The sequence below is a fragment of the Bifidobacterium sp. ESL0704 genome (genome assembly GCF_029392075.1).
In the GTDB taxonomy this organism is placed as follows: Bacteria; Actinomycetota; Actinomycetes; order Actinomycetales; family Bifidobacteriaceae; genus Bifidobacterium.
Window position 1 is genome coordinate 1175517 of sequence record NZ_CP113929.1, and the last position, 23032, is coordinate 1198548.

Sequence of the window (23032 nt, forward strand, 5' to 3'; positions counted from 1 at the left end):
AAATGACGGAAGACAGTATGGCGGAAACGACGGCGGATACGGGCGAGCGAGTTGATGAAGAGGCCAAGCTCGACCCGCGTTCTTTGGCTAAATCGGTGGTGCTTGCAGTTGCCGATGAACCCGACGAGGTAGGGGAGTTTGCCCAGAGCATCGATTTGGGCGACCATGTCACTGATTTTCGTTTTGTGTGTCTGCGCAAGGGCTATGAGGGCTGGCAATGGGCGGTGACGCTCTATCATGATGTCGAACTCGATTCTTGGAGCGTCAACGAATCAACATTGGTTCCCACTGGTGATTCTCTGCTCGCGCCGGCCTGGGTTCCTTGGAAGGACAGGCTCGAGGCCGCCGACCTTTCGGTCACGGATTCATTGGGCACCGACCCGGACGACCCGCGTATGGAAGACGGGTTCCGCAGGACGGGGAGTGTTGAAAAGAACTCTGTTGAAAACGGAGAAACGGCGAATGCCGGTTTCAGGGCTTCCGGCCTGAATAGTGGGGACGCGCACGCCAATCCTGATGATGCGGAGGCGGCGGATGCTTCGTCCGTTCATGGCGAAAGGGTCGGAAAGGCCGATGAAAAAGCCGAACCGAACGCATCGGACAACACGCAACATGATGGAGAAACGACAGCTGACGACGGGAAAGGTCCACAAGACGCAACGAATGCTGACGTCGATATCGATCCGGAAACGGGTCTCAGCCGTGAGCTCGAGGACACTGTCGAAGCATTCGGGCTTTCCCGTAGACATGTGATGAGCGAGCTGGGTCGTTCGCAGACCGCCAAGCGCTGGTATGAGGGCCAGCACGGGCCCAAATCGCTTTCCACCAAGACAGCCGAGGGCAATCTGTGCTCGACGTGCGCCTTCTTCATCGGTCTCAAAGGTGATTTGAATACGATGTTCGGGGTGTGTGCCAATCGTTGGAGTCCCGATGACGGACGGGTGGTATCCCTCGACCACGGTTGCGGCGAGCATTCCGAAATCGCCCAGCCGGAACCATCGCATCTGTGGGTGCAGTCCAAGCCTGCCTTTGACGACCTGCATATCGATATCATCGCCCAGGCACCACGTGAGGAACGCGGTCAGGTCGAACTCATCGAATCGATTGACGGCGATGAGGACACCGCCGATACCGAATCGGAAGAATCCGATGAGACGGATGACGAAACCACCCTCGACGACGCCTCGGAAACCGATATCGTCGAGCACACCGTTCCTGGTTCTCTTGATGATGACGAGGATGATGACAACGCTGGGAACGAAACGATAGGGAAGGGCACCGTAGGCAGTGCGATCACCGCCGATGTGGCTGTGGAATCCACCATCGATTTGAGCGATGACGATGAGAGCGGCGATTCTCTGGACGCTGACTGCGAGGATGAATCAGTTGACGGGAATCGGGATGAAGACGCCGGCGATACGGGCTCTGACGATTCGGATGCATCGGATAACGGTTCTGTCGGTTCTGTCGGTTCTATCGGTTCTATCGATTCCGGCGATTCCGGAAAAACGGGATCGGATGGGGAAGAGGCCGATGAATCGCAAGATGCTCAATCGCCGGAAGACCAATCAAACGAATCGGATGTTCGCAAGGTCAATGATTCCGAAGAAGAGGATGACGGGGCGTCTGCGGGGAACGGCGAATCCGCTACTGACGATACAGCCGGCGATATCGCGCTGGAAACGGACGATACGTCGAATGGCGAGAAGATGGATGATAACGCTTGATTGCAGAAATAACCCGGAATTGCTATCAATGAGTGAATTTTAGCCGTTTCCGTTGCATTTGTTGCGTTCTCAGCGCAATCGTCGCGCGGCACGAAATAAACGTCATCGTAAATCGGTAGAGTTAAATGGACTATCAAGAAGTGGAAGGACAAGTATGTTCGAACGGTTTACTGACCGTGCCAGACGTGTGATCGTACTGGCGCAGGAAGAAGCCAAGGCCCTCCAGCACAACTATATCGGTACCGAACATCTGCTGCTCGGCCTGATTCGTGAAGGCGAAGGAATCGCGGCCAAGGCGCTTGCTGCCAAGGGCGTCACCTTGGAAGATACCCGCAAGCAAGTGGAGGAAATGATTGGCAAGGGCAACGCCGCGCCGAATGGTCATATTCCGTTCACCCCGCACGCCAAGCAGGTTTTGGAACTGAGCCTGCGCGAAGCACTGCAGCTGGGGCATAGCTATATCGGCACCGAGCATATCCTGCTGGGTCTCATCCGCGAGGGTGAAGGCGTCGGCACGCAGGTGCTGATCAAGATGGATGTCGATCTGGGCGAGCTGCGCAGCTCCACCATCGACCTGATTCGCGGCAACTCGGGTGGTGCCGAAGGCGCAGGCAAGGGCGATCTTGCCAACGCAGGCGGCGTGGAGAACAAGGGCCGTCAGACCGGTTCCGCCATTCTCGACCAGTTCGGCCGCAACCTCACCGCGGAAGCCGCTGATGGCAAGCTGGACCCGGTCATCGGACGGGCCAAGGAAATCGAACGCGTCATGGTCGTGCTCTCGCGGCGCACCAAGAACAACCCGGTGTTGATCGGCGAACCCGGTGTCGGCAAGACCGCAGTTGTTGAAGGCCTGGCACAGAAGATTCATGCAGGCGATGTGCCGGAGACCCTGAAGGGCAAGCAAGTCTATTCGCTTGATCTGGCCTCCATGGTGGCAGGTTCGCGTTACCGCGGCGATTTCGAGGAACGCTTGAAGAAGGTCCTGAAGGAAATCAAGACCCGCGGCGACATCGTGCTCTTTATCGATGAGATTCATACCATCGTCGGCGCAGGGTCGGCGGACGGCGCTTTGGGCGCCTCCGACATCCTTAAGCCGATGCTGGCCCGTGGCGAGCTCCAGACCATCGGCGCCACCACCACCGACGAGTACCGCAAGTACATCGAGAAGGACGCGGCTCTTGAACGTCGCTTCCAGCCCATTCAGGTTGACGAACCGTCTATCGCGGACACCATCGAGATTCTGAAGGGCTTGCGCAGCCGCTACGAGAACCACCACAAGGTGACCATCACCGACGGTGCGCTTCAGGCCGCGGCCGAGCTTTCGTCTCGCTACATCCAGGATCGCAACCTGCCCGACAAGGCCATCGACCTGATCGACGAGGCGGGTGCGCGCTTGCGCATCAAGCGTCTCACCGCGCCGCCGGAGCTCAAGGAACTTGACGGCAAGATCGCCAAAATCTCCGACGAGAAGGACAAGGCCATCAAGGACCAGGACTTCGAGAAGGCTGCTCAACTGCGCGACCAGGAAGACAAGCTGCAGACCGAGCGCAAGGAGAAGGAAAAGACCTGGCGTGAGGGTGGCAGCGACGTCAAGATGGTCGTGGACGAAGAGGTAATCGCCGAGGTCGTCTCTTCGACCACCGGTATTCCTGTCTTCAAGCTCACGCAGGCTGAATCCAAGAAGCTTCTCAATATGGAGTCCGAGCTGCACAAGCGCATCATCGGCCAGGACGAGGCGGTTTCCGCACTATCCCGCTCGATTCGCCGTACTCGTGTCGGCTTGAAGGACCCGAAGCGTCCTACGGGCTCGTTTATCTTTGCCGGACCGACTGGCGTCGGCAAGACCGAGCTGGCCAAGGCGTTGGCGCAGTTCCTCTTTGACGACGAGGACGCGCTGATTCGCGTCGATATGTCCGAGTTCTCCGAAAAGTATGCCGCCTCGCGTCTCTTCGGCGCGCCTCCGGGGTACGTCGGCTACGAAGAGGGGGGCGAACTCACCGAGAAGGTGCGTCGCAAGCCGTTCTCCGTCGTGCTCTTCGACGAGATCGAGAAGGCTCACCCCGACATCTTCAACACGCTCTTGCAGGTGCTGGATGACGGTCACCTTACCGATGGACAGGGCCGTAAGGTGGACTTCAAGAACACCATCATCATCCTCACCACCAACCTCGGCACCAAGGACATCGCCAAGGCCGCCAACACCGGCTTCAGCTCCGGCAACGACACCGAGTCCAGCTATGAGCGCATGAAGGGTCAGGTCACCAGCGAGCTCAAGCAGCAGTTCCGTCCTGAGTTCCTCAATCGCCTGGACGATATCATCGTCTTCCGCCAGCTGACCGAGCCGCAGGTGCGCCAGATCGTCGATCTGGACCTGACCCAGCTCAACGACCGTCTCTTCGAGCGTCATATGTCGCTTGAGCTCACGGACGCGGCCAAGGATCTGCTCGCGCAGAAGGGCTTCGATCCGCTGCTCGGCGCCCGTCCGCTGCGTCGTGTCATCACTCGCGACATCGAGGACGCCGTCTCCGAAAAGATCCTGATGGGCGATCTCAAGAACGGAGAAAAGGTGGAGGTCGACGCTGAAGGCGAAGGCATCCTGGGCGAGTTCACCTTCAAGGGTGTGCCCTTCGAGGATTCGAACGCCAAGACGGCCGAGGCTGATGCCGAAGGCAAGCAGCCCGAGCTGGTAGGTGTTGGAGCTTCGACTGATACGGCTATTGCTGCATCCGCCGATTCCGGCGATGCTCCGGCTACGGCTGCGTCACCAACGCCAGTATCTAGCCCGTCCTCGGATAACGTGTCAGATACTTCGGATGATTCTCCGGCAAGCGATGGTTCCGATGCTCCAAGCGAGGGCAACGCCACACCGAGTGAGTGACGCCAAACCCGCTAGCCATTGATTCATGGCAACTACCCGAAGGCCCGGCTTCCACAAAGGAGCTGGGCCTTCGCCATATCTGACTCTTTCATACTGGTCGAGTTTGTTGCTGCGACGCGACGCAAGGCATGAAAAATGACTTGAAAACGGGCTTTTGGTCGTAGCCGTGGGAAAGAGCGAGTAGGGGGGGCTGATAATCTGGATACGAGAGAAAATCAGCAATACCGGTTTGTGTATCCAAGGAAGGATAGAGGCGATAGGCGATGCGAAAGAACGTGCGAGGTGTTATTGTCACGGCTGCGGTTCTGCTGTGTGCCGGAAGTTTGACTGGGTGTGGAGCCAAGAGTTCGGAACCGAGTGTCAGCGACGTCACGGACAGATTCTCGTCCATGGACCAATACAGTGTCGATCCTGATGGCGATGCAACCACTGTCACCACGTCCAAAAGCGGCAACATCTATGTTCTGGCCTATCGCGCGATGATTTGAAAAACATGAAAGCCGGAAGCTGCACGGTCGACGATAATCCCATGAAGGCAAGCACCGAAGATCTCAACTATCCAGATTCTCAGGGCAAGAATCTTTTCGCATTCGCACAGGCAAAGGTTGGGCGGGCCGGTGACCATAAGCTCAGCTGCAACCAGCCACGGGTAGATACCTTACGAGCATTGTTCGAAGCTGCAAAATAGAGTTCGGTTGAATCTTCAATACACTTAAGGACAAAGAAGATGAACAATAAAACACACATTTTTCGTTTAATCGTAAGTGTGGTTGTTTGTCTCCTTTTGCCGTTATCGGTCGGGGCGTGCGGGAACGACGGTTCGCTGCCACATGGTAGTGCGAGTGTTGATTCCTTAGAATCCTCCAAAGTCAAGGAAACAGCTAAGAGTTTCTTCAAGGAATTATATGAAGGCGATTCAACATCGATTTTGAGTTATGCTAGTCAACGCTGTTCAAATGATTCATCGCTGGCTAAAAAATATGATTTCAACGGCGTTTACAGACTTGATAAGGACTGGCAAAAGAATCTTCAACATATCACTCAAGGCATTGAGAAAGGGAAGGTCTTGAAGGGAGATTCGGATTCTTCTGCCGTTCTGACAAGCGATGAGGTGATCGATTTAGGTTTTACCGAGGAAAATGGCCAGTGGAAAATCGACTATCAGACCTGCAAATCAGTCAGCCAAGGCGGATTCATCAAGGATGATTAATCATGCTTTCGTGGACGGAACGGGCGTGTATCCACGGGATGAATATGCGTTGAAAAGCAGAATTCTGACACCATTTTTCTGCTTTTCAACGCATACATCATTGAGAGTGCGTAGAAAAGCAGAAAAACCAACCTGAAAACCTGCTTTTCAACGCATAACAAAGGGGGTCTGCACCAAATTTGATGGTGCAGACCCCCTTATAAGACTCACTGAGTTTACTTCACGGCGTTGAGCCACTGTTCCTTGGTCGCCTTTTCGGACTCGAGCTTGGCCTTCTTGGCCGGGTCGGACTCGGCGGCGATCTGAGAATCGAGCTCATCGAGCTGGGCCTTCAGCTGGGTCTCGAAGCTGGAGACGCGGGCGTCGGCTTCAGGGTCGCTCTTCTGCCAAGCGGCCTGCTCGACGGCCTTGATCTTGTTGTCGACGGCATCCAGCCTGCTTTCGATGCGGTGCATGTCCTCACGAGGCACGTAGCCGATCTGGTCCCACTCGTCCTGGATGTCGGCCAGCGCCTGACGAGCCTTCTTGGCGGCCTTTTCGTCGGCGACAGGTACCAGGGCCTCGGCCTTCTTCAAGAGCTCTTCCTTCTTGGCAAGGTTGTCCTTCTCGTTGGAGCTCATCTGGTCGCGGTCGGCCTGACGCGCGTTGAAGAAGACGTCGCATGCCTCGCGGAAGCGTGCCCACAACTCGTCGTCTTCCTTGCGTCCGGCGCGTCCGGCGGCCTTCCAGCGGTCCATGAGCTCGTTGAACTGGTGCGAAGTGGCGCCCCAGTCGGTGGAGTCCTTGATTTCATTGGCTTCCTTGATGATCTCTTCCTTCAAGCGCTTGGTCTCCTCGCGGGAGGCGTCGCGGGCCTGAGCCCACTTGCGACGGTGCTGGTTGAAGGTAGTGCGGGCGGCGGAGAAGCGCTTCCAAAGTGCGTCCGCGGTCGGCTTGTCGATGCGGATGGTGGTGCGCTGATGCTGCTGCCACTGGTCGAAGAGCGAACGGAATTTATCGGCGGTGGAACGCCAGTTCGTGTTCTCTGACAGCGAATTTGCGAGGTTTTCAGCCTTCTCGACGATGGCGGTGCGCTCCTTGATCGCCTTCTCGAGCGCTGCCTTGCGGGCCTCGGCCAATTCGGCCTTCTTGGCGTCGCCGGCCTTCTTCAGTTCCTCATATTGAGACTTAAGCGTTGGGATATCGCCGACAACGGCCGGATTGTCGGTCTCCTCACCGAGCGACTTAACTGATTCATCAATCTCATGAGGCTTGATGTTCGCGGCTTTAAGACGTGTGGCGAACAGATCCAGCTTGGCCTTGAGGTCGAGATAACGCCGTGCGTAAAGCGTCAGCGCCTCGTCGTTGGTGGCGCCCGGGAATTCTCCCACTTCTCGCTCGGTTTCGCCTTCCTTCACATAAACCGTGCCCTTTTCGTCGACGCGGCCGAAGGCTTCGGCGGCCTTGACATCGGCCTCGGAGTAAGTGTGAGCGGGTGCTGCAACCGGGTGCTTCGCCGGTTTTTTGGCGAAAGCCAAGGGGGAGGGAACATGCGGTTTCGGTGCGGACTTGGCAGGCGTGGCCGGAGCCGGTGTTGCTGCGGCAGGCGCTGGGTTGCTCGGCGTGTCGCCGGCCTGAGAGGTCTGTGGATTCGCAGGGGCCATCGCCTCTTCGGCCGCGGGCGTTTGAGGCTCGGCCGACGCCTGTGAGGCCGCCGGCTCGACCGGTTGGGACGTGGCGCTGGCCTGTGCGTCCGCGCCAGGCTGCGCTGCCTGTGCGTTGGTTTCATTGGTGTTTGGGGATTCAGTGACTTGTTCGTCGGCCATGGCCAGCTCCTTGAGAGTCTTTGTGTAACAGGTTGTTGTGAAAGTCGAGACGGGTGCCTCAATTTTCCACAACACCATTTATTATAGGGAGTTATGGCAAAAGGCGCATCAATATCAGGATTTCCGGAGTGGCTACCCGAAGAACGGATGGTCGAACAGCGTGTTATCGACACGGTCCGCAGGGTTTTCGAACTCAACGGGTTCATCGGCATCGAGACCAGAGCGGTTGAGGAAGGCTCGAGTCTGCTGAAAAAAGGCGAAACCAGCAAAGAGATTTACCTGCTGAGTCGTTTGCAGGAGGTCGGACATGAATCCGACACCCCGATTGAGCATCGTCTCGGGCTGCATTTCGATTTGACCGTTCCGCTGAGCCGCTATGTGGTCGAGCATTCCGGCCAACTCGCCTTCCCGTTCAAGCGCTGGCAGATTCAGAAGGTCTGGCGTGGTGAACGTCCGCAGGAAGGCCGTTTCCGTGAGTTCGTACAGGCCGATATCGATGTGATCGGCAACGGCGAGCTGGAAGATCACTATGAGGTCGAATTGCCGTTGGTCATGGTGCAGGCGCTTGAGCAGCTGCGTCAGTTCGGGCTTCCCAAGGCCACCGTCCATGCCAACAACCGCAAGCTCTCCGAAGGCTTCTATCGCGGTCTTGGCCTGAGCGATATCGAAGGCGTGCTGCGCGAGATCGACAAGCTCGACAAGATCGGTGCCGATGAGGTGGTCAAGCTTCTGGTCAGCGGGTGCGGGGCCGACGAGGCACAGGCGCGCGCCTGCCTCGAACTGGCGGAACTTACCGCAAAAGACGGCAAGGAACTGCTGGAGAAGTTCGATGAATTATGCGCTGGTCATAATATTGCACAGGACAGCGATGCCTACAAGCTTGCGCGTCAAGGCCTCGACACGTTGGCGATGATTGTCGACGAAGCGGCCATCACCCGTCCCGGTTCGGTCATCGCGGATCTCAAGATCGCGCGTGGCCTTGACTACTACACCGGTTCGGTGTATGAGACGTTCCTTGATGGTGCGGACCAGCTTGGTTCCATCTGCTCAGGCGGGCGTTACGACAACCTCGCCTCGCAGGGCAACAGGAAATATCCGGGTGTGGGCCTGTCCATCGGTCTGTCACGCCTGGTTTCCTACATGCTGCACACCGCCGGCGCACACGCCTCTCGCGTGTCTCCCGCAGCCGTCATGGTGGCCGTATGGAACGAGGACGATCGTCTGGACTGCAACCATATCGCCGCTGCCTTGCGTGAACGCGGCATCGCCGCCGATGTGGCGCCGAAGGCCGCGAAACTTGGCAAGCAGATCAAGTACGCCGACAAACTGGGCATCCCGTATGTTTGGTTCCCGGCGGATGCGTCGAACGACGGCGAAGGCAGCGACCATGACGAAGTGAAGAACATCATCACCGGCGAGCAGGTCCCCGCCGATGCCAAGTCATGGCAACCCGATACGCTGTATGCTCAGCAAACCGTCTCTTTGAGCAAATAAAAGAGCGCGGATCTTCGCGGTTTTCGAGCGGTTAGTAGATAAGGAATAGAGGGAGCATGAGCCAGACGGCTTATAGAACACACCATGCCACTGAAGTGACCGAGGAATTGATCGGTCAAAAAGTAACCCTTGCGGGTTGGGTCGACCGCAGACGTGATCACGGCGGCGTCGCCTTCATCGATTTGCGTGACAGTACCGGCCTGGTGCAGATTGTCATCTATGACGAGGAAATCGCCCGCCCGCTGCGCAGTGAATTCGTCATTCAGGTTGTCGGCGAGGTGCGTGAACGTCCGGACGGCAATGAGAACGAGCATCTCTCCACCGGCAAGGTCGAGGTTGTCGTCGAAAGCCTCAAGGTGCTGGCCAAGTCCGATGCGCTGCCGTTCCAGGTTTCCACTGCCCTCGAGAACGAGGCCGAGAACAAGCTTCCCGGCGAGGACATCCGTCTGAAGTATCGCTACCTCGATTTGCGTCGCCCGTCCATGCAGCGCAACCTCAAGCTGCGCAGCGATATGACCCGTGCCGCACGCCATGCGCTGGAGGATATGGACTTCACTGAAGTGGAAACCCCGACATTCATCAAGTCCACGCCTGAAGGCGCACGCGACTTCGTGGTGCCGGCACGCCTGGTGCCCGGTTCCTGGTACGCGCTGCCACAGTCCCCGCAGCTCTTAAAGCAGCTGTTGATGGTGGGCGGCGTCGAGCGTTACTTCCAGCTGGCCCGCTGCTACCGTGACGAGGATTTCCGCGCCGACCGCCAGCCTGAGTTCACGCAGCTCGACATGGAGATGAGCTACGTCGACCAGGAGGACGTGATGGCCATGGCCGAGAAGGTCATCGCCGCCATCTGGAAGACCCAGGGCTACGACATCAAGCTGCCGATCGACCGCATCACCTGGCAGGATGCCATGGACAAGTACGGTTCCGACAAGCCTGACCTGCGCTTCGGCAACCCGATTGTGGAGCTGACCGATTACTTCAAGAACACCCCGTTCCGCGTCTTCCAGGCACCCTACGTCGGCGCCGTGGTCTTCCCGGATGGTGCGGATACCCCACGTCGTCAGTTCGACGCATGGCAGGAATGGGCGCGCCAACGCGGGGCCAAGGGCCTCGCCTACGTGCAGTTCACCGGCGACGGCACCCTCAAGGGCCCCGTGGCCAAGAACCTTTCCGACGAGGAACGCAATGGCCTGAAGGAGGCCGTAGGCGCCAAGGACGGCGACGCGGTGTTCTTCGCCGCAGGTCCGCGTGAGTCCTCGCAGCTGCTGCTCGGCGCCGCCCGCGTCGAGATCGCGCGCCGTGCCGGCTTGCTTGACCCGAAGAAGTTCGCCTTCACCTGGGTGGTCGACTTCCCGCTGTTCAAGCGCGCCGACGATCCTGATGACGACGATGTGGCGGTGGGCAACTCCAAGTGGACCAGCATGCACCACCCGTTCACCATGCCGAGCGCCGACTGGATCGACAAGTTCGATAAGGATCCGGAACACGCCATGAGCGACTCCTACGACATTGTCTGCAACGGCGAGGAAATGGGCGGCGGCTCGGTGCGTATCCACCGCAACGACATCCAGGAACGCGTACTCGACGTGCTGGGCATCGACGAGGAAGAAGCCCAGGAGAAGTTCGGCTTCCTGCTCGAAGCGTTCAAGTACGGCGCACCGCCTCACGCAGGCATCGCTCTCGGCTGGGATCGTACGGTCTCGATTCTCGCCGGCTGCGACACCATCCGCGACGTCATCGCCTTCCCGAAGGCCGGCGGCGGCCGAGATCCGTTGACCGGTGCACCTGCTCCGATTTCGGACGCCCAACGTGCCGAGACCGGTGTCGATTACGATCCGGAAGAGGATGAAGACTGATTTGATTTTGTAATATTTATTACAAATGAATCATCGTATGCATGTGTCCAGCTCATTGTTGAGTTGGACACATTTGTTTTCAGAAGCCACTGAATTCAACGAGATGTAGCACGATAATAACGAATTTTGAGCACATAACAATAATTACTGATATGTCTCAATAATTTCGCTGGTAACTATGTGGTAACACTGTGCAGGTATACTGCTTTCATGTCTGAAACAAAAGAAACTACTACTAAAACGCGCGAAAATGACGCGTCAAAACCATTGATGGACGAGAACCATCCGCTGGTTGAACTCTCCCATGTAGAGAAGCATTTCGGTAAACTCCATGTCTTGAAGGACATCAATCTCAAGGTCGACAAGGGCGAGGTACTCGTCGTGGTCGGACCTTCCGGCTCCGGCAAATCCACGATGTGCCGCACCATCAACAGGCTCGAGACCATCGATTCCGGCACCATCCGCATCGACGGCCAGCCATTGCCGCAGGAAGGCAAGGACTTGGCCAATCTTCGTGCCGAGGTCGGCATGGTCTTTCAGCAGTTCAACCTTTTCGCCAACAAGACGATTCTGCAGAACGTGACGCTCGCACCGGTCAAAGTGCGTCATATGGACAAGAAAGAAGCCGATGACCTCGGCATGGATCTCCTGGCGCGCGTGGGTGTCGAGAGCCAGGCCAACAAGATGCCATCCCAGCTTTCCGGCGGACAGCAACAGCGTGTGGCCATCGCCCGTGCGCTTGCCATGCGACCCAAGATCATGCTGTTCGACGAGCCTACCAGCGCCCTCGACCCGGAAATGGTCAATGAGGTGCTTGACGTGATGATCAAGCTGGCAAGCGAAGGCATGACCATGATCTGCGTGACCCATGAGATGGGCTTCGCGCGCAAGGCGGCCGACCATATCGTCTTCATGGCCGACGGCAAGATCCTCGAAAAGGGAACGCCTGACGAGTTCTTCGACCATCCGAAGACAGATCGTGCCAAGGACTTCCTCTCGAAGATCCTTACACACTGATTCCTACACGTGCATCTGGCGGTATACCGGTTATATGGAGACGAGACCGATGGATACTCGCGGCGCACCAATCGAGGGCAATACAACAGCAACATCATTAATCCGCTAGAAAGCGAATGGGGAAGTATTCGGGAAAGCAACAATCTATGAAACCATCATTCAACCATTGTTCGCGCATCTGGCGCAGGGTCCTCGCGGCCTTCTGCGCGTTGGCTTGCGTGGTTACCGTAGCCGCGTGCGGCTCGGACAACGAGGCGGGCAAGATCCGCATCGGCATCAAGTTCGATCAGCCCGGCGTCGGCTTCAAGAAATCCGGCACCTACGTCGGCTTCGATGTGGATGTCGCACGCTACATCGCACGCGACCTCGGCTATAACGAGGACGAAATCGTCTGGAAGGAAGCGCCGAGCAAGCAGCGTGAAGCCATGCTGCAGAACGGCGACGTCGATATGATCATCGCCAGCTATTCCATCACCGACGAGCGCAAGAAGGCCGTTACGTTCGCCGGTCCGTATTTCGTGGCCGGCCAGGACCTGATGGTGCGTAAGGACGACCATGAGATCACCGGGCCCGACAGTCTCAACGGCAAGCGCCTCTGCTCGGTGACCGGTTCCACCTCGGCCGAAGTGGTCAAGCAGAAGTTCTCGTCGAAAGTACAGCTGATGGAGCAGCCCGGTTATGCGGAATGCGCGACGGCGCTGTTCAGCGGCATCGTCGACGCGGTGACCACCGATGACATCATTCTGGCAGGCCTCGCCTCCAACGCCCACGGCAAACTGCGCCTGATCGGCAAGCCGTTCACGCAGGAATACTACGGTGTCGGCGTGAAGAAGGGCAATGTAAAATTCGCCAGGAAAATCGACAAAGCCATCGCCCAGATGGAAAAAGACGGTTCTTGGAAACGCGCCATCAACGACAACACTCGCGGGGTCAAATACAAGCCGAATATGAAATACAATCCGCCAAAGCCGGATCTAGGGCAGACGGGAGTCGAGAAATGAACGAATTCATTGAATTGTTCAGCCAATACAATGTGCCGGGCGCGTTTCTTGTCAACATCGAACTGACGCTCTGGTCCGCGCTGTTCTCGCTGGTTCTCGGCATCGTCCTGCTGATGATGCGCATCTCGCCGATCTCTTCTTTGCGAACCGTGGCGAGCGCCTACGTCGAGTTCTTCAAGAACATGCCGTTGACCATCATCATGGTGTTCATGGTGCTTGGCGCCTTCGCCCAGCTCAAGCTGACGTTCTCCGATACCTTCGCCGTCAACTTCTTCTGGCTTGCGGTCACCGGGCTGTCGCTCTACACGGCGGCCTTCGTCTGCGAATCTCTGCGTTCCGGCATCAACACCGTCCCGCTGGGACAGGCCGAGGCGGCACGTGCGCTGGGGCTGAACTTCATGCAGTCCGCCACACAGATCATTCTGCCGCAGGCCTTCCGCGGTTCCGTAGCGCCACTTGGCAACACGTTGATCGCGTTGCTGAAGAACTCGACGGTCGCCGCGGCCGCGTCAGTGGCCACCGAAACGTCAAGCCTGATGAGCGAGATGATCGAGTTCCATGCCAACTCCATCGTCGCCATCTTCCTGATCTTCGCGTTCGGCTACGTCATCCTGATCATTCCCATCGGGGCGCTGACCACAGTGCTTTCGAACAAGCTCGCGGTACGGAGGTGAACGCATGAGCAAGAACAACAACGAATCGGCCGTCCTCTTCGACGAGCCGGGGCCGAAAGGCAAACGTCGTATCCGCATCGCCAACTGGATCGGTGGCATCATCGTCGCCATCCTCGTGGTACTCATCCTCATGCGCCTGCACAACCCGCCGGACGGTGAGAACCAGCTGGACTGGGAGCTTTGGAAGCCGGCGCTTGACGGCGAGGCCTGGACGGACTTCTACTTGCCCGGGCTTTGGATGACCATCAAGGCAGCCGTGCTCGCCGTTATCGGTTCGGTCGTCTTCGGCCTGATTTTCGGTATCGGCCGTTTGCTGCCAAGCAAGATCGTGAGGGCCGTTTCCGGCGTCATCGTCGAGTTCTGTCGCGCGGTGCCGGTGCTGATGTTCATGATTTTCTTCTGGAGGCTTTTCTCCTTCATGGGCATCCAAAGCGCTTCCTACTGGGCCGTCGTGCTCGGCCTGATTCTCTACAACGGCTCCGTGGTCGCCGAACTGGTGCGAAGCGGCGTGGGCAACCTGCCCGGCGGGCAGCGCGAGGCCTCGCTGGCCCTGGGGCTCACCACCACGCAGTCACTGATGCAGATCGAGGTGCCGCAGGCCATCTACGCCATGCTGCCGGCAGCGGTGACCCAGCTGGTGGTGGTGTTGAAGGATACCGCGCTCGGCTCGATCATCATGTATACGGACCTCTTGCAGGAATCCCGCCGTCTGGGCTCGATGTACTTCAACATCCTGCAGACGTTGGTGGTCGCCGGCGTGGTCTACTTCATCGTCTGCGCGCTGCTTTCCAAGCTCGCTGAATGGCTTCCGACCCGGATGCAGGAACGCACCGCCGCGCCGACCGAGCCTGAGCCGGTCGCCCCGATCGCCATCATGGACGCCTCGAACGTCAACCAGATCGCGGTGGCCAAGGAAGTCGACAAGGAACATTACGGCGGTGTGCCCCGTCAGTACCATGTCCATCACCGCGGCACCAACGCCTCGGTCCATGAGTGGCGCAAGACCCGCTATATGCAGGGCTACGATGCCACGCACCCGGAAAGCGAAAAAGATCCCGAACATCTCGAGTTCCCGGAAATTCCGCTTCCTGAGATTCCGATTCCTCATCGTAAGTCCCATCCGCACAAGGACGGGCACAATACGCGTAAAGATGACTAGTTCGTCGATAAGCTATCCGCAATGGCGGCCATCGGTTTTCCGGTGGCCGCCATTTTCCGTAGCGAGCCGACGATAGACTTGGGGCTATGACACAGAGTTTAGGGGAGCTGGCACCGAGTTGGGATGGCAGCGGGGACGAGCAGCGCAATATCGATGCCGATGAGATTTATGATAGGTTCTTCTCCTGGGTGCGTGAGAGCAAGGGCATCGACCCGTGGCCGCATCAGGAAGAAGCCGTCATGGACCTCCTTGCGGGAGACCATGTCATCCTGAGCACACCGACAGGTTCCGGCAAGTCGCTGGTGGCCCTTGGCATGCATTTCGCGGCGTTGTGCACCGGAAGACGCTCCTATTACACGGCACCGATCAAGGCGCTTGTCAGCGAGAAGTTCTTCGATCTGGTCGAGGCGTTCGGCCGCGACAACGTCGGCATGATTACCGGCGACACCAGCATCAATTCCGAGGCGCCGATCATCTGCTGCACCGCCGAGATTCTGGCCAATCAGGCGTTGCGGGAGGGCGTGAATGCCGACATCGGTTGCGTGGCGATGGACGAGTTTCACTATTACGGCGACGCCGAGCGTGGATGGGCCTGGCAGGTGCCGTTGTTGACGCTTCCCAAGACGCAGTTCCTGCTGATGAGCGCGACGCTTGGCAACGTCAACGCTATCGCCGACAAGCTTGAGGATATGACACGCAGCGACGTGGACGTCATCGATGACGCGCCCCGCCCGGTGCCGCTGAGCTATGAATACACCGACAAACAGCTTGCCGGCACGGTCGAACTGCTGTTCAATCGTGGCGATACCCCCATTTATGTGGTCCATTTTTCGCAGGACGCTGCATTGGAAACCGCTCAGGCGCTAGCCAGCACGGGAGTCTCCAGCAAGGAACAACGCAAGGAGATCAGCGAGGCCATCAAAGGCACGCGCTTCACCACGGCATTCGGCAAGATTCTGCAGCGGCTCCTTCGCACCGGAGTCGGCATTCATCACGCCGGTATGCTGCCGCGCTATCGACGTCTGGTCGAACAGCTCGCCCAGCAAGGGCTGTTGCCGGTCATCTGCGGCACCGATACGCTGGGTGTCGGCATCAACGTGCCGATTCACTCGGTCGTGCTGACGCAGCTGACCAAATTCGACGGGTTCAAGATGCGCAAACTGCGTGCCCGCGAATTCCACCAGATCGCCGGGCGTGCCGGACGCATGGGATTCGACACCGAAGGGCTGGTGGTGGCGGAGGCTCCGGAGTTCGAGATCGAGAACGCGCGGGCCATCGCCAAGGCTAACGGCGACCCGAAGAAACTCAAGAAGATCAAGCGCAAGAAGCCGCAGGAAGGTTTCGTGACCTGGAACGAGGGCACATTCGATCGTCTCATCGAGGCCGCGCCCGAAACGCTGGTGCCACACATGAAAATCAGCCACTCCATGGTCTTGAACGAGGTGGCGCAGGGCGGCGACGCACGCGAGCGTATCGACAGGCTCATCGACGATTCCTCACAGACCCCCGAACAGAAGGAACATCTGCACCAGCGTGCCGACGAGATCTTCCAGACCATGTTCGACTCCTCCTTCATCGAGGCCGAAGACAACGGCCGTGGTGGTAAGGATTACTTTCTGGCCGTTGATGTGCCCGACAATTTCGCGCTCGACCAGCCGCTTTCACCCTTCCTTCTGGCAGCGCTGGAACTGCTCGACCCCGAATCCGACACCTACGCGCTGGACGTCGTCTCGATGGTCGAGGCGACGCTCGAGGATCCCAAACAGGTCTTGAAAGCCCAGCAACGGCAGGCGCGTGACAAGGCGATGGCCGAGATGAAGGCCGACGGGCTCGACTACGACGAGCGCATCGACAAGCTGCAGGAGGTCACCTGGCCAAAGCCGCTCGAGGAAATGCTTGACGCCGCCTTCGACGAATACCGCCATGATGTGCCGTGGGCCAACGACTACGAGCTGAGCCCCAAAACCGTGGTGCGCGACATGGTGGAGACGGCCAGCGATTTCACCGGCTACATCGCCCGCTACAACATCGCGCGAAGCGAGGGCACGCTGCTGCGCTACCTTTCCGACGCCTATCGTTCGCTCGCGCGTACCGTCCCGAAAGAGAAACGCAACGACGAGCTGGAGGACATCATCTCGTGGCTACGTGTGGTCGTACGCTCCGTCGATTCCAGCCTTGTCGACGAATGGGAGAACGCAGGCAGCGATTCGGCCGCCGACGCCGAGGCCGCCGCGCTTAGCGCCGTGGCTCCTGGTGGCAAGGCCGCAGTGGTGGAGGACAGGCGAGGGCTCATCGTGCTCATCCGCAACGCCATGTTCCGCCGCATCCAGCTGATGGACCAGGACCGGCCGGAGGAGCTCGGCGCGCTCGACAAGGACTGGGGCTACGGTGTGCACGAATGGGACGATGCCCTCGGACGCTATTACGACGAGCATGAATATGTCGGCATCGACCAGAAGGCCCGCAGCGGCGATCTGTTCATCCTGGACGATCGTAACGAGGCCAAAGAGCATACTTGGAAGGTTCGTCAGATCATCGATGATTCCGACGGCGACCACGATTGGGCCATTACCGGCACTGTCGACCTTGACGCCACCCAGGAAAGCGGCGAGGTGGTCTTCGTCGATTACCGCGTGGGCAACGAACTGGTGATGTGAGGATGGATTTGGCCGGTCTTCCGTCACGGTACCGCCGTTGCCGCTGGGTCATCGGTTTTTGAAGTATCGGAAGAGCTGGGATTCCTTGATGGTCAGCGTGGCGAGCATCGCCCCAAGCAATGCGCCGGCACATAAGGCCAGGGGAGAACGAATTGACGTGAGACAGACCGCCAGCTGGTCAGATGGTGCCAAGCGCACGCAGTAGGCGACCAGAAGACTTGCAGCGCCGATGGTTCCCACCAGCGACCAGACGAGCGTCTCCGTGGCGACTGTCAGCAACTGTGCGTCTTTGCTTTCGCCGCTGTGAAGTGCTCCTGCATATTCGAGCCGGCGTTGCCGTACAGACAATATGCCGAGCAGCAATCCCAAGACCAGAGCAAGCCAAGGCATCATCCTTGTCATACGGCTGGCGTACGAGGCCTGTCCGTCGTAATGGGAATCGAATCCCTTGTTGAGCGCTGTTATCCCTGCCGGCTTGCCATCCTCATCCTGCGCGATGACAGTCGAATAGAGCAGACTGTCGCTTTTGCCGCTCGTCGGCCATTGCTTGACCCAGCACTCGTCGAATGCGTTGCCTGAAGCCGATGCGGGGATCAGCAGCGCATAGGCGAAGCGGGTGTCGCGGCCGTCGTTGGGCCAGGAGAAGACGCCGGCGATGGTGGCCGTGCCGGTTGTGGTCTCCAGTTTCGAGCCTTGCGCGAGACCGAAATCGTGCGCCACATCCTTGGAGACCCAGATCCCGGAGGCGTCCGCCCTGGTGGTATTGGTTTTGCCGGCAGCACTGCCGGTATCAGAACCATTGGCGGTGATGAGTCGCAGCATGCCGGGCGTGACCTCATAGCTCGCGATGTCCTTGCCGGGGGTGGAATTCGGAGTGATTTGTCCGCCTTCCCTCACGGCACCGGAACGGACAGGATTCGTGGTACTTGTCGAAGCCAACCGGTCGCATGCCGAACCGTCGATATCGTCGCCGGACCCGATCAATGTCTTCGTATCGGCGAAGGCGTTGATACGGCCTACGGCCTCGTTTTCCAGACCGACCACCGACATGGCCTCATAGCCGCCCATCAGTGTGCCGATCAATAGGACGATGATGGCCATGGCCAATGCGTGGGTGGTGCCGGAACCGATATTGCGCAAGGCCTCGGAGAGTATCGAACGCAGTCTCATGATTGTGCCTCACGTTCCGGTCCTGCCACAAGCGTCACCGTATCGGAGCCGAAACCGGCGGCATCATTGACGATTTCCTCGATATTGCCTGTAACCGGTGAAGCCTCAGGTTCCTCATCGCCTTTCGGCGCGTAGTCGGCCAGATCGATGACCCTGCCGCAGGCATCGCGGGTGTCGGGGTCGTGCGTGGCGACGAAGACGATCATGCCCTGCCCGGCAAGATTGCCCAGAACCCGGCTCACCGAGTGCGCGGTACGGGTGTCGAGCTGGGCCGTCGGCTCGTCCACCAGCAGCATGTCCGGCCTGGAGCAGACGGCGCGGGCGAGCATCAGCCGTTGTGCCTCGCCTCCGGAGAGCTCGGAGAAACGGCGGTCGGCCGCGTACCCGAGATCGAACAGTTCCATCGCTTCTAGTGCTTTCGGCTCGGCCTCTTGCCGGCTCATCCCTTTGGTAAGCAATGGGAAGGCGACATGGTCCAGCGCGCTGCGGTTGGCGACGCCGTAAGGGTTCTGAAACACCCATCCCACCCGGTCGATGCCCGTGCGCGTCACCGTGCCGCAGTATGGCTTCTCCCAGCCGGCCAGTATCGAAAGCAACGTCGACTTTCCGCATCCGCTTGGGCCACATACCGCCACCGTCTGGCCGGGAGACACGGTGAAATCGAGGTGTTCGAAGAGCATGTCCGTGCCCTCGAAACGATGCGCCAGATCGCTGACGCTCACCGACATGATGGCGCTCGCGGATACGGCAGGCTGCGATGGCGACACGCCTGTTCCGTCCGTTTCGTCGTGTCTTGCGTTGGCTTTCGTCTCCATCATCGGCAGCTTTCGCCGGCGATGCGACTGCCGATGGCGACATTTCTGATCGATCCGGCATCCGTTCCCTTGGTTTGGACCAGACTTGCCCCGAGCTGTGCACCTTCGATGTTCACTTTGACAACATCGAACGCACCGGAATCGGGATTCGCCTTGTCTTTGGGCACGGCGATGCAGCCTTTCGAGCCTTGGGTTCCGAACACGGCCGCCGCGGGCACGCGCAGCACATTGATGGGCGTGGCCAGCGCCAATGAGGCGTCGATGCCGTTGGCCAAGGAGGCTTCGTCGTAATCGCGGTAGTCGTCGGTGGCGGCCACCTTGCCGCAGAATCCGGCGTCCGTGATTTCGGTCTTTCCTGCCGGAAGCACGCCTTTCTGGCCAAAGACGGTGAGGGTTCTGTCCTTGTCGGCAGGCTGTCCGTTCTTCAGCGTCAGTTTGGTGAGTCCGCCCGGCACCTGCCCCACCGGCGTTCCGGGCTGAAGGATTGCACCGAGTGTCGCGCTCCAGGCTGTGGTTCGGACCGAAGGGTTGGGGATCCAAAGGATATCGGCCATGGCCAGCGTCCCGTCCGAAGTGTTTCCGCAGGCTTTCATCAGAGTGCGGACCGCCGCAGAGGTTGCCGATGAGAAATTGTTCGAACCGGGCACCGCCCCATAGCCCAAGCGGTTGAGTTCGTTGTTCAGGGCCAGCACGTCTTCGCCGGCGTCGCCTTGCTTCAGATCGCGGTAGAGGGGAGTGGCGGTGGCCAGAGCGGTCACCGAACGGTTGTCGGCCTTATAGGCGGCCTTGCCGCTGGTCAGCCCGGAGGCCGCCCAATTGCCGGTGACCGTTCCGCCCGCGTTGCCGATCAGGTCGGTTTTGGCCGCAAGCGTCGGTATCATTTTCACCTTTTGGGTGCCTGTGTAGCGTTGCGTGTTGACCGGTGCGCTTTGCCGTTCCTCGGCATTTCCCAGCAAGGCCGGTGGCCGGTCCGGCAGCAGGAGTGCGCACGCGCCGACGCTCAGTGCTATTGCTAGGATGACGGTGAGCAACAGCCAGGTGAAGCTCACACGCCTGGGCTTGAGGCGGTGTATGCGGGTGGCGAAGGATTCTTTCATTGGCTTTTCTTTCCATAAATCAAGGGCGAACGTACCTCAATGGCCAGTCTGATCACCACAGATGTTCAACGGGTTCGGTCCTGGCGTCAGAAATGATATAACCGTTGGAGGCTGTGCATTCCTGAGCTTTGGGATTTCCTGTTGCGTCGAAGGACCATCCTTTCCCGTCCTCTGAATTTTGCGCCTTGACTTCTTCTTCGTTGAAGTCCTTTGCGGTGTAGGTTTTGGGTACCAATCCTTCGCGGTGCAAACAGTCGACGACAGCTTCGGCCTGATTGGAATACAGGTTGGGGTTTGCGGTTTGCAGCATGTACACCTCGTTGACGGAGGTGACGGTACTCTTTTCGCATTCCTGGCGGTCGTCGTTGTACTGAGAATCCTGAGCGGCTGTGCCTTGTTCGTAAGGGGCTTCCATATAGCCGCCGTGGGGGAAGCGTATCAGCTTGATTTCCTTGTAGCCGCGGTCGAGCATGCAGGACTTGTAATCGGACCATGCGGATTCGTAGTCGGAAACGGAGACTTTGCCGTTATGCTGCTTCGCGCGTTCCAGTATCATCCGTTGCGAATCGGAAGGATTCTCTTCCTTGAGTGTTTGATCAATGATGTTCAGAAGCGAAGAGCCGAGTTTTGCGGAGTCTTGCGGGCTGTAGGAGGACGGTTCGTACGTCGGTGATGCTTTCGACGAGGCTTTTGGCTTGCCGGTCGATGCGCATCCGGAAATGCCGATAAGAAGGAGGATTGTGCAGAGTATGCAGCCAAGTCTTCTGATTGATGTGCTGGTTGATGGCATATCGACCCCTTCGATCTCGTGCGCCGTTGGTGCGAGTTTTCCCGCTGCGTCGGCAGCTCCGCCTTTTCCGACGGCCTGATAGCGAATCGGCAAAGCATTTGGGTGTGCCTCGCATCTGTTATCGACTATTAATAAATAATTGGCTATTGTATAGCGGGCAAATGAAGACCGTCACCTCAAAGTTCGTTCTGTGACATGCTGAAAACCGGTACCGAACAAACGTTCGAATATGGGGTGTAGGATGGAACCATGACCGAGGATTTGTTCAGCGCCGCCGATGCGCCTGAAGACGTGACCCGTCCGCTTGCCGTGCGGATGCGGCCGACGACGCTTAACGACGTGGTGGGCCAGCAGCAGGTTCTGGGCCAGGGCTCGCCGTTGCGCCGGCTTGCCAGCCCCGCATCGAAAGGATCATTGACCGCTCCGAGCTCGATTATCCTGTTCGGGCCTCCGGGAGTCGGCAAGACCACGCTGGCCTATATCGTCGCCCAACAATCCGGACGAGATTTCGAGGAGCTTTCCGCCGTCACCTCCGGCGTCAAGGATGTGCGTGCCGTGCTGGAACGTGCCCACGAACGATTGGTGACGCAAGGACGCGAGACGGTGCTGTTCATTGACGAGGTGCACCGCTTTTCCAAGTCCCAGCAGGATGCGTTGCTTCCCAGCGTCGAGAACAGGGACGTCACCTTCATCGGGGCGACCACGGAGAACCCGAGTTTCTCGATCAACAAGCCGCTGCTCAGCCGGTCGGTGGTCGTGAAGCTCGAATCATTGGAACCCGGTGACCTGAAAACGCTGATCACTCGCGCGCTGGGAAGCGAACACGGGCTTAAAGGCGAAGTCAAAGCTAGCGACGAGGCAATCGATGAGATTATCCGCATGGCCGGGGGAGACGGGCGCAAGACGCTGACAATCCTCGAGGCTGCGGCAGGTGCGGTCACCGGCGACAAGGAACGCAAGAAGGGCGCTCGCAAACCGACCATCACCCCCGACGTCGTCTCGAAGGTCATGGATTCGGCCACCGTGCGCTACGACAAGGACGGTGACGACCATTACGACGTGGCCTCGGCGTTCATCAAATCGATGAGGGGAAGCGACCCTGATGCCGCGCTGCATTATCTGGCCCGCATGCTGCGGGCGGGGGAGGACCCCCGTTTCATCGCCCGCCGCATCATGATCGCCTCGGCCGAGGAGGTCGGTATGGCCGCCCCGCAGATCCTGCAGGTCACCGTCGCCGCCGCGCAGGCGGTCGCCATGGTCGGCATGCCCGAAGCGCGGATCATCCTATCGGAAGCGGTCATCGCCGTGGCCACCGCGCCCAAGTCCAATGCCAGCTACAACGCCATCAATCAGGCGCTCGCCGATGTGGACGCAGGCATGATCGGGCAGGTGCCGCGCTGGCTGCGCAATGCGCCGACCAAGCTCATGAAGGAGTGGGGCAACAAGGAAGGCTACATCTACGCGCACGACGTTCCCGGCGCCGTCGCTACGCAGCAATACATGCCCGATGAGCTGGTGGGGCGCGAATACTATCACCCCAACGATCGCGGTTATGAGCGTGAAATCGGGCCAAGACTGGAGCGGATACGCGCGATCTTGCAGGGAGGCGGGCGCTCGAACGACTCATCGGACGGATCCATGGAACGGAAAAAGGGCAAGGGCGACATGCAATAAGATATTTA

The 23032-nt window shown here is 58.7% G+C and carries 15 protein-coding genes and 2 pseudogenes; 11 read left to right on the forward strand and 6 right to left on the reverse strand.

All coding sequences use genetic code 11. The features are described from left to right. Positions 1-17: 17 nt before the first annotated feature. A pseudogene (locus OZX64_RS04070) lies at positions 18-1100 on the forward strand (DUF3027 domain-containing protein); the annotation flags it as partial. A gap of 781 nt (positions 1101-1881) precedes the next feature. Beyond that, a pseudogene (locus tag OZX64_RS04075) lies at positions 1882-4365 on the forward strand (ATP-dependent Clp protease ATP-binding subunit); the annotation flags it as partial. A gap of 328 nt (positions 4366-4693) precedes the next feature. On the opposite strand, the gene OZX64_RS04080 reads toward OZX64_RS04075, so the two are convergent. Continuing rightward, positions 4694-4996, reverse strand: coding sequence for a hypothetical protein (locus OZX64_RS04080; protein WP_277174896.1), 303 nt, complete (start codon positions 4994-4996; stop codon positions 4694-4696). 336 nt (positions 4997-5332) lie between these two features. Here OZX64_RS04080 and OZX64_RS04085 point away from each other — a divergent pair, with 336 nt between their 5' ends. Further along, positions 5333-5815, forward strand: coding sequence for a hypothetical protein (locus OZX64_RS04085; protein WP_277174897.1), 483 nt, complete (start codon positions 5333-5335; stop codon positions 5813-5815). A gap of 215 nt (positions 5816-6030) precedes the next feature. Here OZX64_RS04085 and OZX64_RS04090 read toward each other — a convergent pair whose 3' ends face one another. Continuing rightward, a complete protein-coding gene (locus OZX64_RS04090) occupies positions 6031-7458 on the reverse strand; it encodes a DUF349 domain-containing protein (RefSeq protein WP_277174971.1) in 1428 nt (475 codons plus the stop codon). A 255-nt stretch (positions 7459-7713) separates the two neighbouring features. Here OZX64_RS04090 and hisS point away from each other — a divergent pair, with 255 nt between their 5' ends. The 7 genes from hisS to OZX64_RS04125 all read left to right on the forward strand — a co-directional run bounded on the left by hisS (position 7714) and on the right by OZX64_RS04125 (position 17478). Then, a complete protein-coding gene (gene hisS / locus OZX64_RS04095; protein WP_277174898.1) occupies positions 7714-9114 on the forward strand; it encodes a histidine--tRNA ligase in 1401 nt (466 codons plus the stop codon). A gap of 56 nt (positions 9115-9170) precedes the next feature. Next, positions 9171-10970: an aspartate--tRNA ligase gene (gene aspS / locus OZX64_RS04100; RefSeq protein WP_277155958.1), complete on the forward strand. Its 1800-nt coding sequence runs from the start codon at positions 9171-9173 to the stop codon at positions 10968-10970. A 270-nt stretch (positions 10971-11240) separates the two neighbouring features. Next, positions 11241-11987 (forward strand): amino acid ABC transporter ATP-binding protein, encoded by a 747-nt coding sequence (locus OZX64_RS04105; protein WP_277174972.1) that lies wholly within the window; start codon positions 11241-11243, stop codon positions 11985-11987. A 146-nt stretch (positions 11988-12133) separates the two neighbouring features. Beyond that, positions 12134-12988, forward strand: coding sequence for a glutamate ABC transporter substrate-binding protein (locus tag OZX64_RS04110; RefSeq protein ID WP_277155957.1), 855 nt, complete (start codon positions 12134-12136; stop codon positions 12986-12988). Further along, entirely contained in the window at positions 12985-13662 is a 678-nt protein-coding gene (locus tag OZX64_RS04115; protein ID WP_277155956.1) for an ABC transporter permease subunit, read from the forward strand. The genes OZX64_RS04110 and OZX64_RS04115 overlap by 4 nt, the downstream gene beginning before the upstream one ends. A 4-nt stretch (positions 13663-13666) precedes the next feature. Further along, complete coding sequence (locus OZX64_RS04120) at positions 13667-14821, forward strand: amino acid ABC transporter permease (RefSeq protein ID WP_277174899.1); 1155 nt, start codon at positions 13667-13669, stop codon at positions 14819-14821. An 86-nt stretch (positions 14822-14907) separates the two neighbouring features. After that, complete coding sequence (locus OZX64_RS04125) at positions 14908-17478, forward strand: DEAD/DEAH box helicase (RefSeq protein WP_277174900.1); 2571 nt, start codon at positions 14908-14910, stop codon at positions 17476-17478. A 48-nt stretch (positions 17479-17526) separates the two neighbouring features. Here the strand turns inward: OZX64_RS04125 and OZX64_RS04130 are convergent, their stop codons facing one another. The 4 genes from OZX64_RS04130 to OZX64_RS04145 all read right to left on the reverse strand — a co-directional run bounded on the left by OZX64_RS04130 (position 17527) and on the right by OZX64_RS04145 (position 21350). Further along, the gene (locus OZX64_RS04130) at positions 17527-18648 is read right to left on the reverse strand and encodes a hypothetical protein (protein WP_277174901.1); all 1122 of its coding nucleotides are present in this window, start codon (positions 18646-18648) and stop codon (positions 17527-17529) included. Further along, entirely contained in the window at positions 18645-19376 is a 732-nt protein-coding gene (locus OZX64_RS04135; protein ID WP_277174973.1) for an ATP-binding cassette domain-containing protein, read from the reverse strand. Before OZX64_RS04135 ends, OZX64_RS04130 begins: the two co-directional genes overlap by 4 nt. 86 nt (positions 19377-19462) lie before the next feature. Continuing rightward, on the reverse strand, positions 19463-20560 hold the full coding sequence (locus OZX64_RS04140) for a peptidoglycan-binding domain-containing protein (RefSeq protein ID WP_277174902.1): 1098 nt from the start codon (positions 20558-20560) through the stop codon (positions 19463-19465). 52 nt (positions 20561-20612) lie between these two features. Further along, the gene (locus OZX64_RS04145) at positions 20613-21350 is read right to left on the reverse strand and encodes a hypothetical protein (RefSeq protein ID WP_277174903.1); all 738 of its coding nucleotides are present in this window, start codon (positions 21348-21350) and stop codon (positions 20613-20615) included. Positions 21351-21599: 249 nt separating this feature from the next. On the opposite strand from OZX64_RS04145, the gene OZX64_RS04150 reads away from it, so the two are divergent. Continuing rightward, entirely contained in the window at positions 21600-23024 is a 1425-nt protein-coding gene (locus OZX64_RS04150; RefSeq protein WP_277174904.1) for a replication-associated recombination protein A, read from the forward strand. Positions 23025-23032 lie beyond the last annotated feature (8 nt).

Coding starts and splice junctions, on each gene's coding strand:
- OZX64_RS04080 (WP_277174896.1), bottom strand. CDS start 4,996: ATGGACGAGAATCTGTCCGTGACGTCGCTGACACTCGGTTCCGAACTC.
- OZX64_RS04085 (WP_277174897.1), top strand. CDS start 5,333: ATGAACAATAAAACACACATTTTTCGTTTAATCGTAAGTGTGGTTGTT.
- OZX64_RS04090 (WP_277174971.1), bottom strand. CDS start 7,458: ATGGCCCCTGCGAATCCACAGACCTCTCAGGCCGGCGACACGCCGAGC.
- hisS (WP_277174898.1), top strand. CDS start 7,714: ATGGCAAAAGGCGCATCAATATCAGGATTTCCGGAGTGGCTACCCGAA.
- aspS (WP_277155958.1), top strand. CDS start 9,171: ATGAGCCAGACGGCTTATAGAACACACCATGCCACTGAAGTGACCGAG.
- OZX64_RS04105 (WP_277174972.1), top strand. CDS start 11,241: ATGGACGAGAACCATCCGCTGGTTGAACTCTCCCATGTAGAGAAGCAT.
- OZX64_RS04110 (WP_277155957.1), top strand. CDS start 12,134: ATGAAACCATCATTCAACCATTGTTCGCGCATCTGGCGCAGGGTCCTC.
- OZX64_RS04115 (WP_277155956.1), top strand. CDS start 12,985: ATGAACGAATTCATTGAATTGTTCAGCCAATACAATGTGCCGGGCGCG.
- OZX64_RS04120 (WP_277174899.1), top strand. CDS start 13,667: ATGAGCAAGAACAACAACGAATCGGCCGTCCTCTTCGACGAGCCGGGG.
- OZX64_RS04125 (WP_277174900.1), top strand. CDS start 14,908: ATGACACAGAGTTTAGGGGAGCTGGCACCGAGTTGGGATGGCAGCGGG.
- OZX64_RS04130 (WP_277174901.1), bottom strand. CDS start 18,648: ATGAGACTGCGTTCGATACTCTCCGAGGCCTTGCGCAATATCGGTTCC.
- OZX64_RS04135 (WP_277174973.1), bottom strand. CDS start 19,376: ATGTCGGTGAGCGTCAGCGATCTGGCGCATCGTTTCGAGGGCACGGAC.
- OZX64_RS04140 (WP_277174902.1), bottom strand. CDS start 20,560: ATGAAAGAATCCTTCGCCACCCGCATACACCGCCTCAAGCCCAGGCGT.
- OZX64_RS04145 (WP_277174903.1), bottom strand. CDS start 21,350: ATGCCATCAACCAGCACATCAATCAGAAGACTTGGCTGCATACTCTGC.
- OZX64_RS04150 (WP_277174904.1), top strand. CDS start 21,600: ATGACCGAGGATTTGTTCAGCGCCGCCGATGCGCCTGAAGACGTGACC.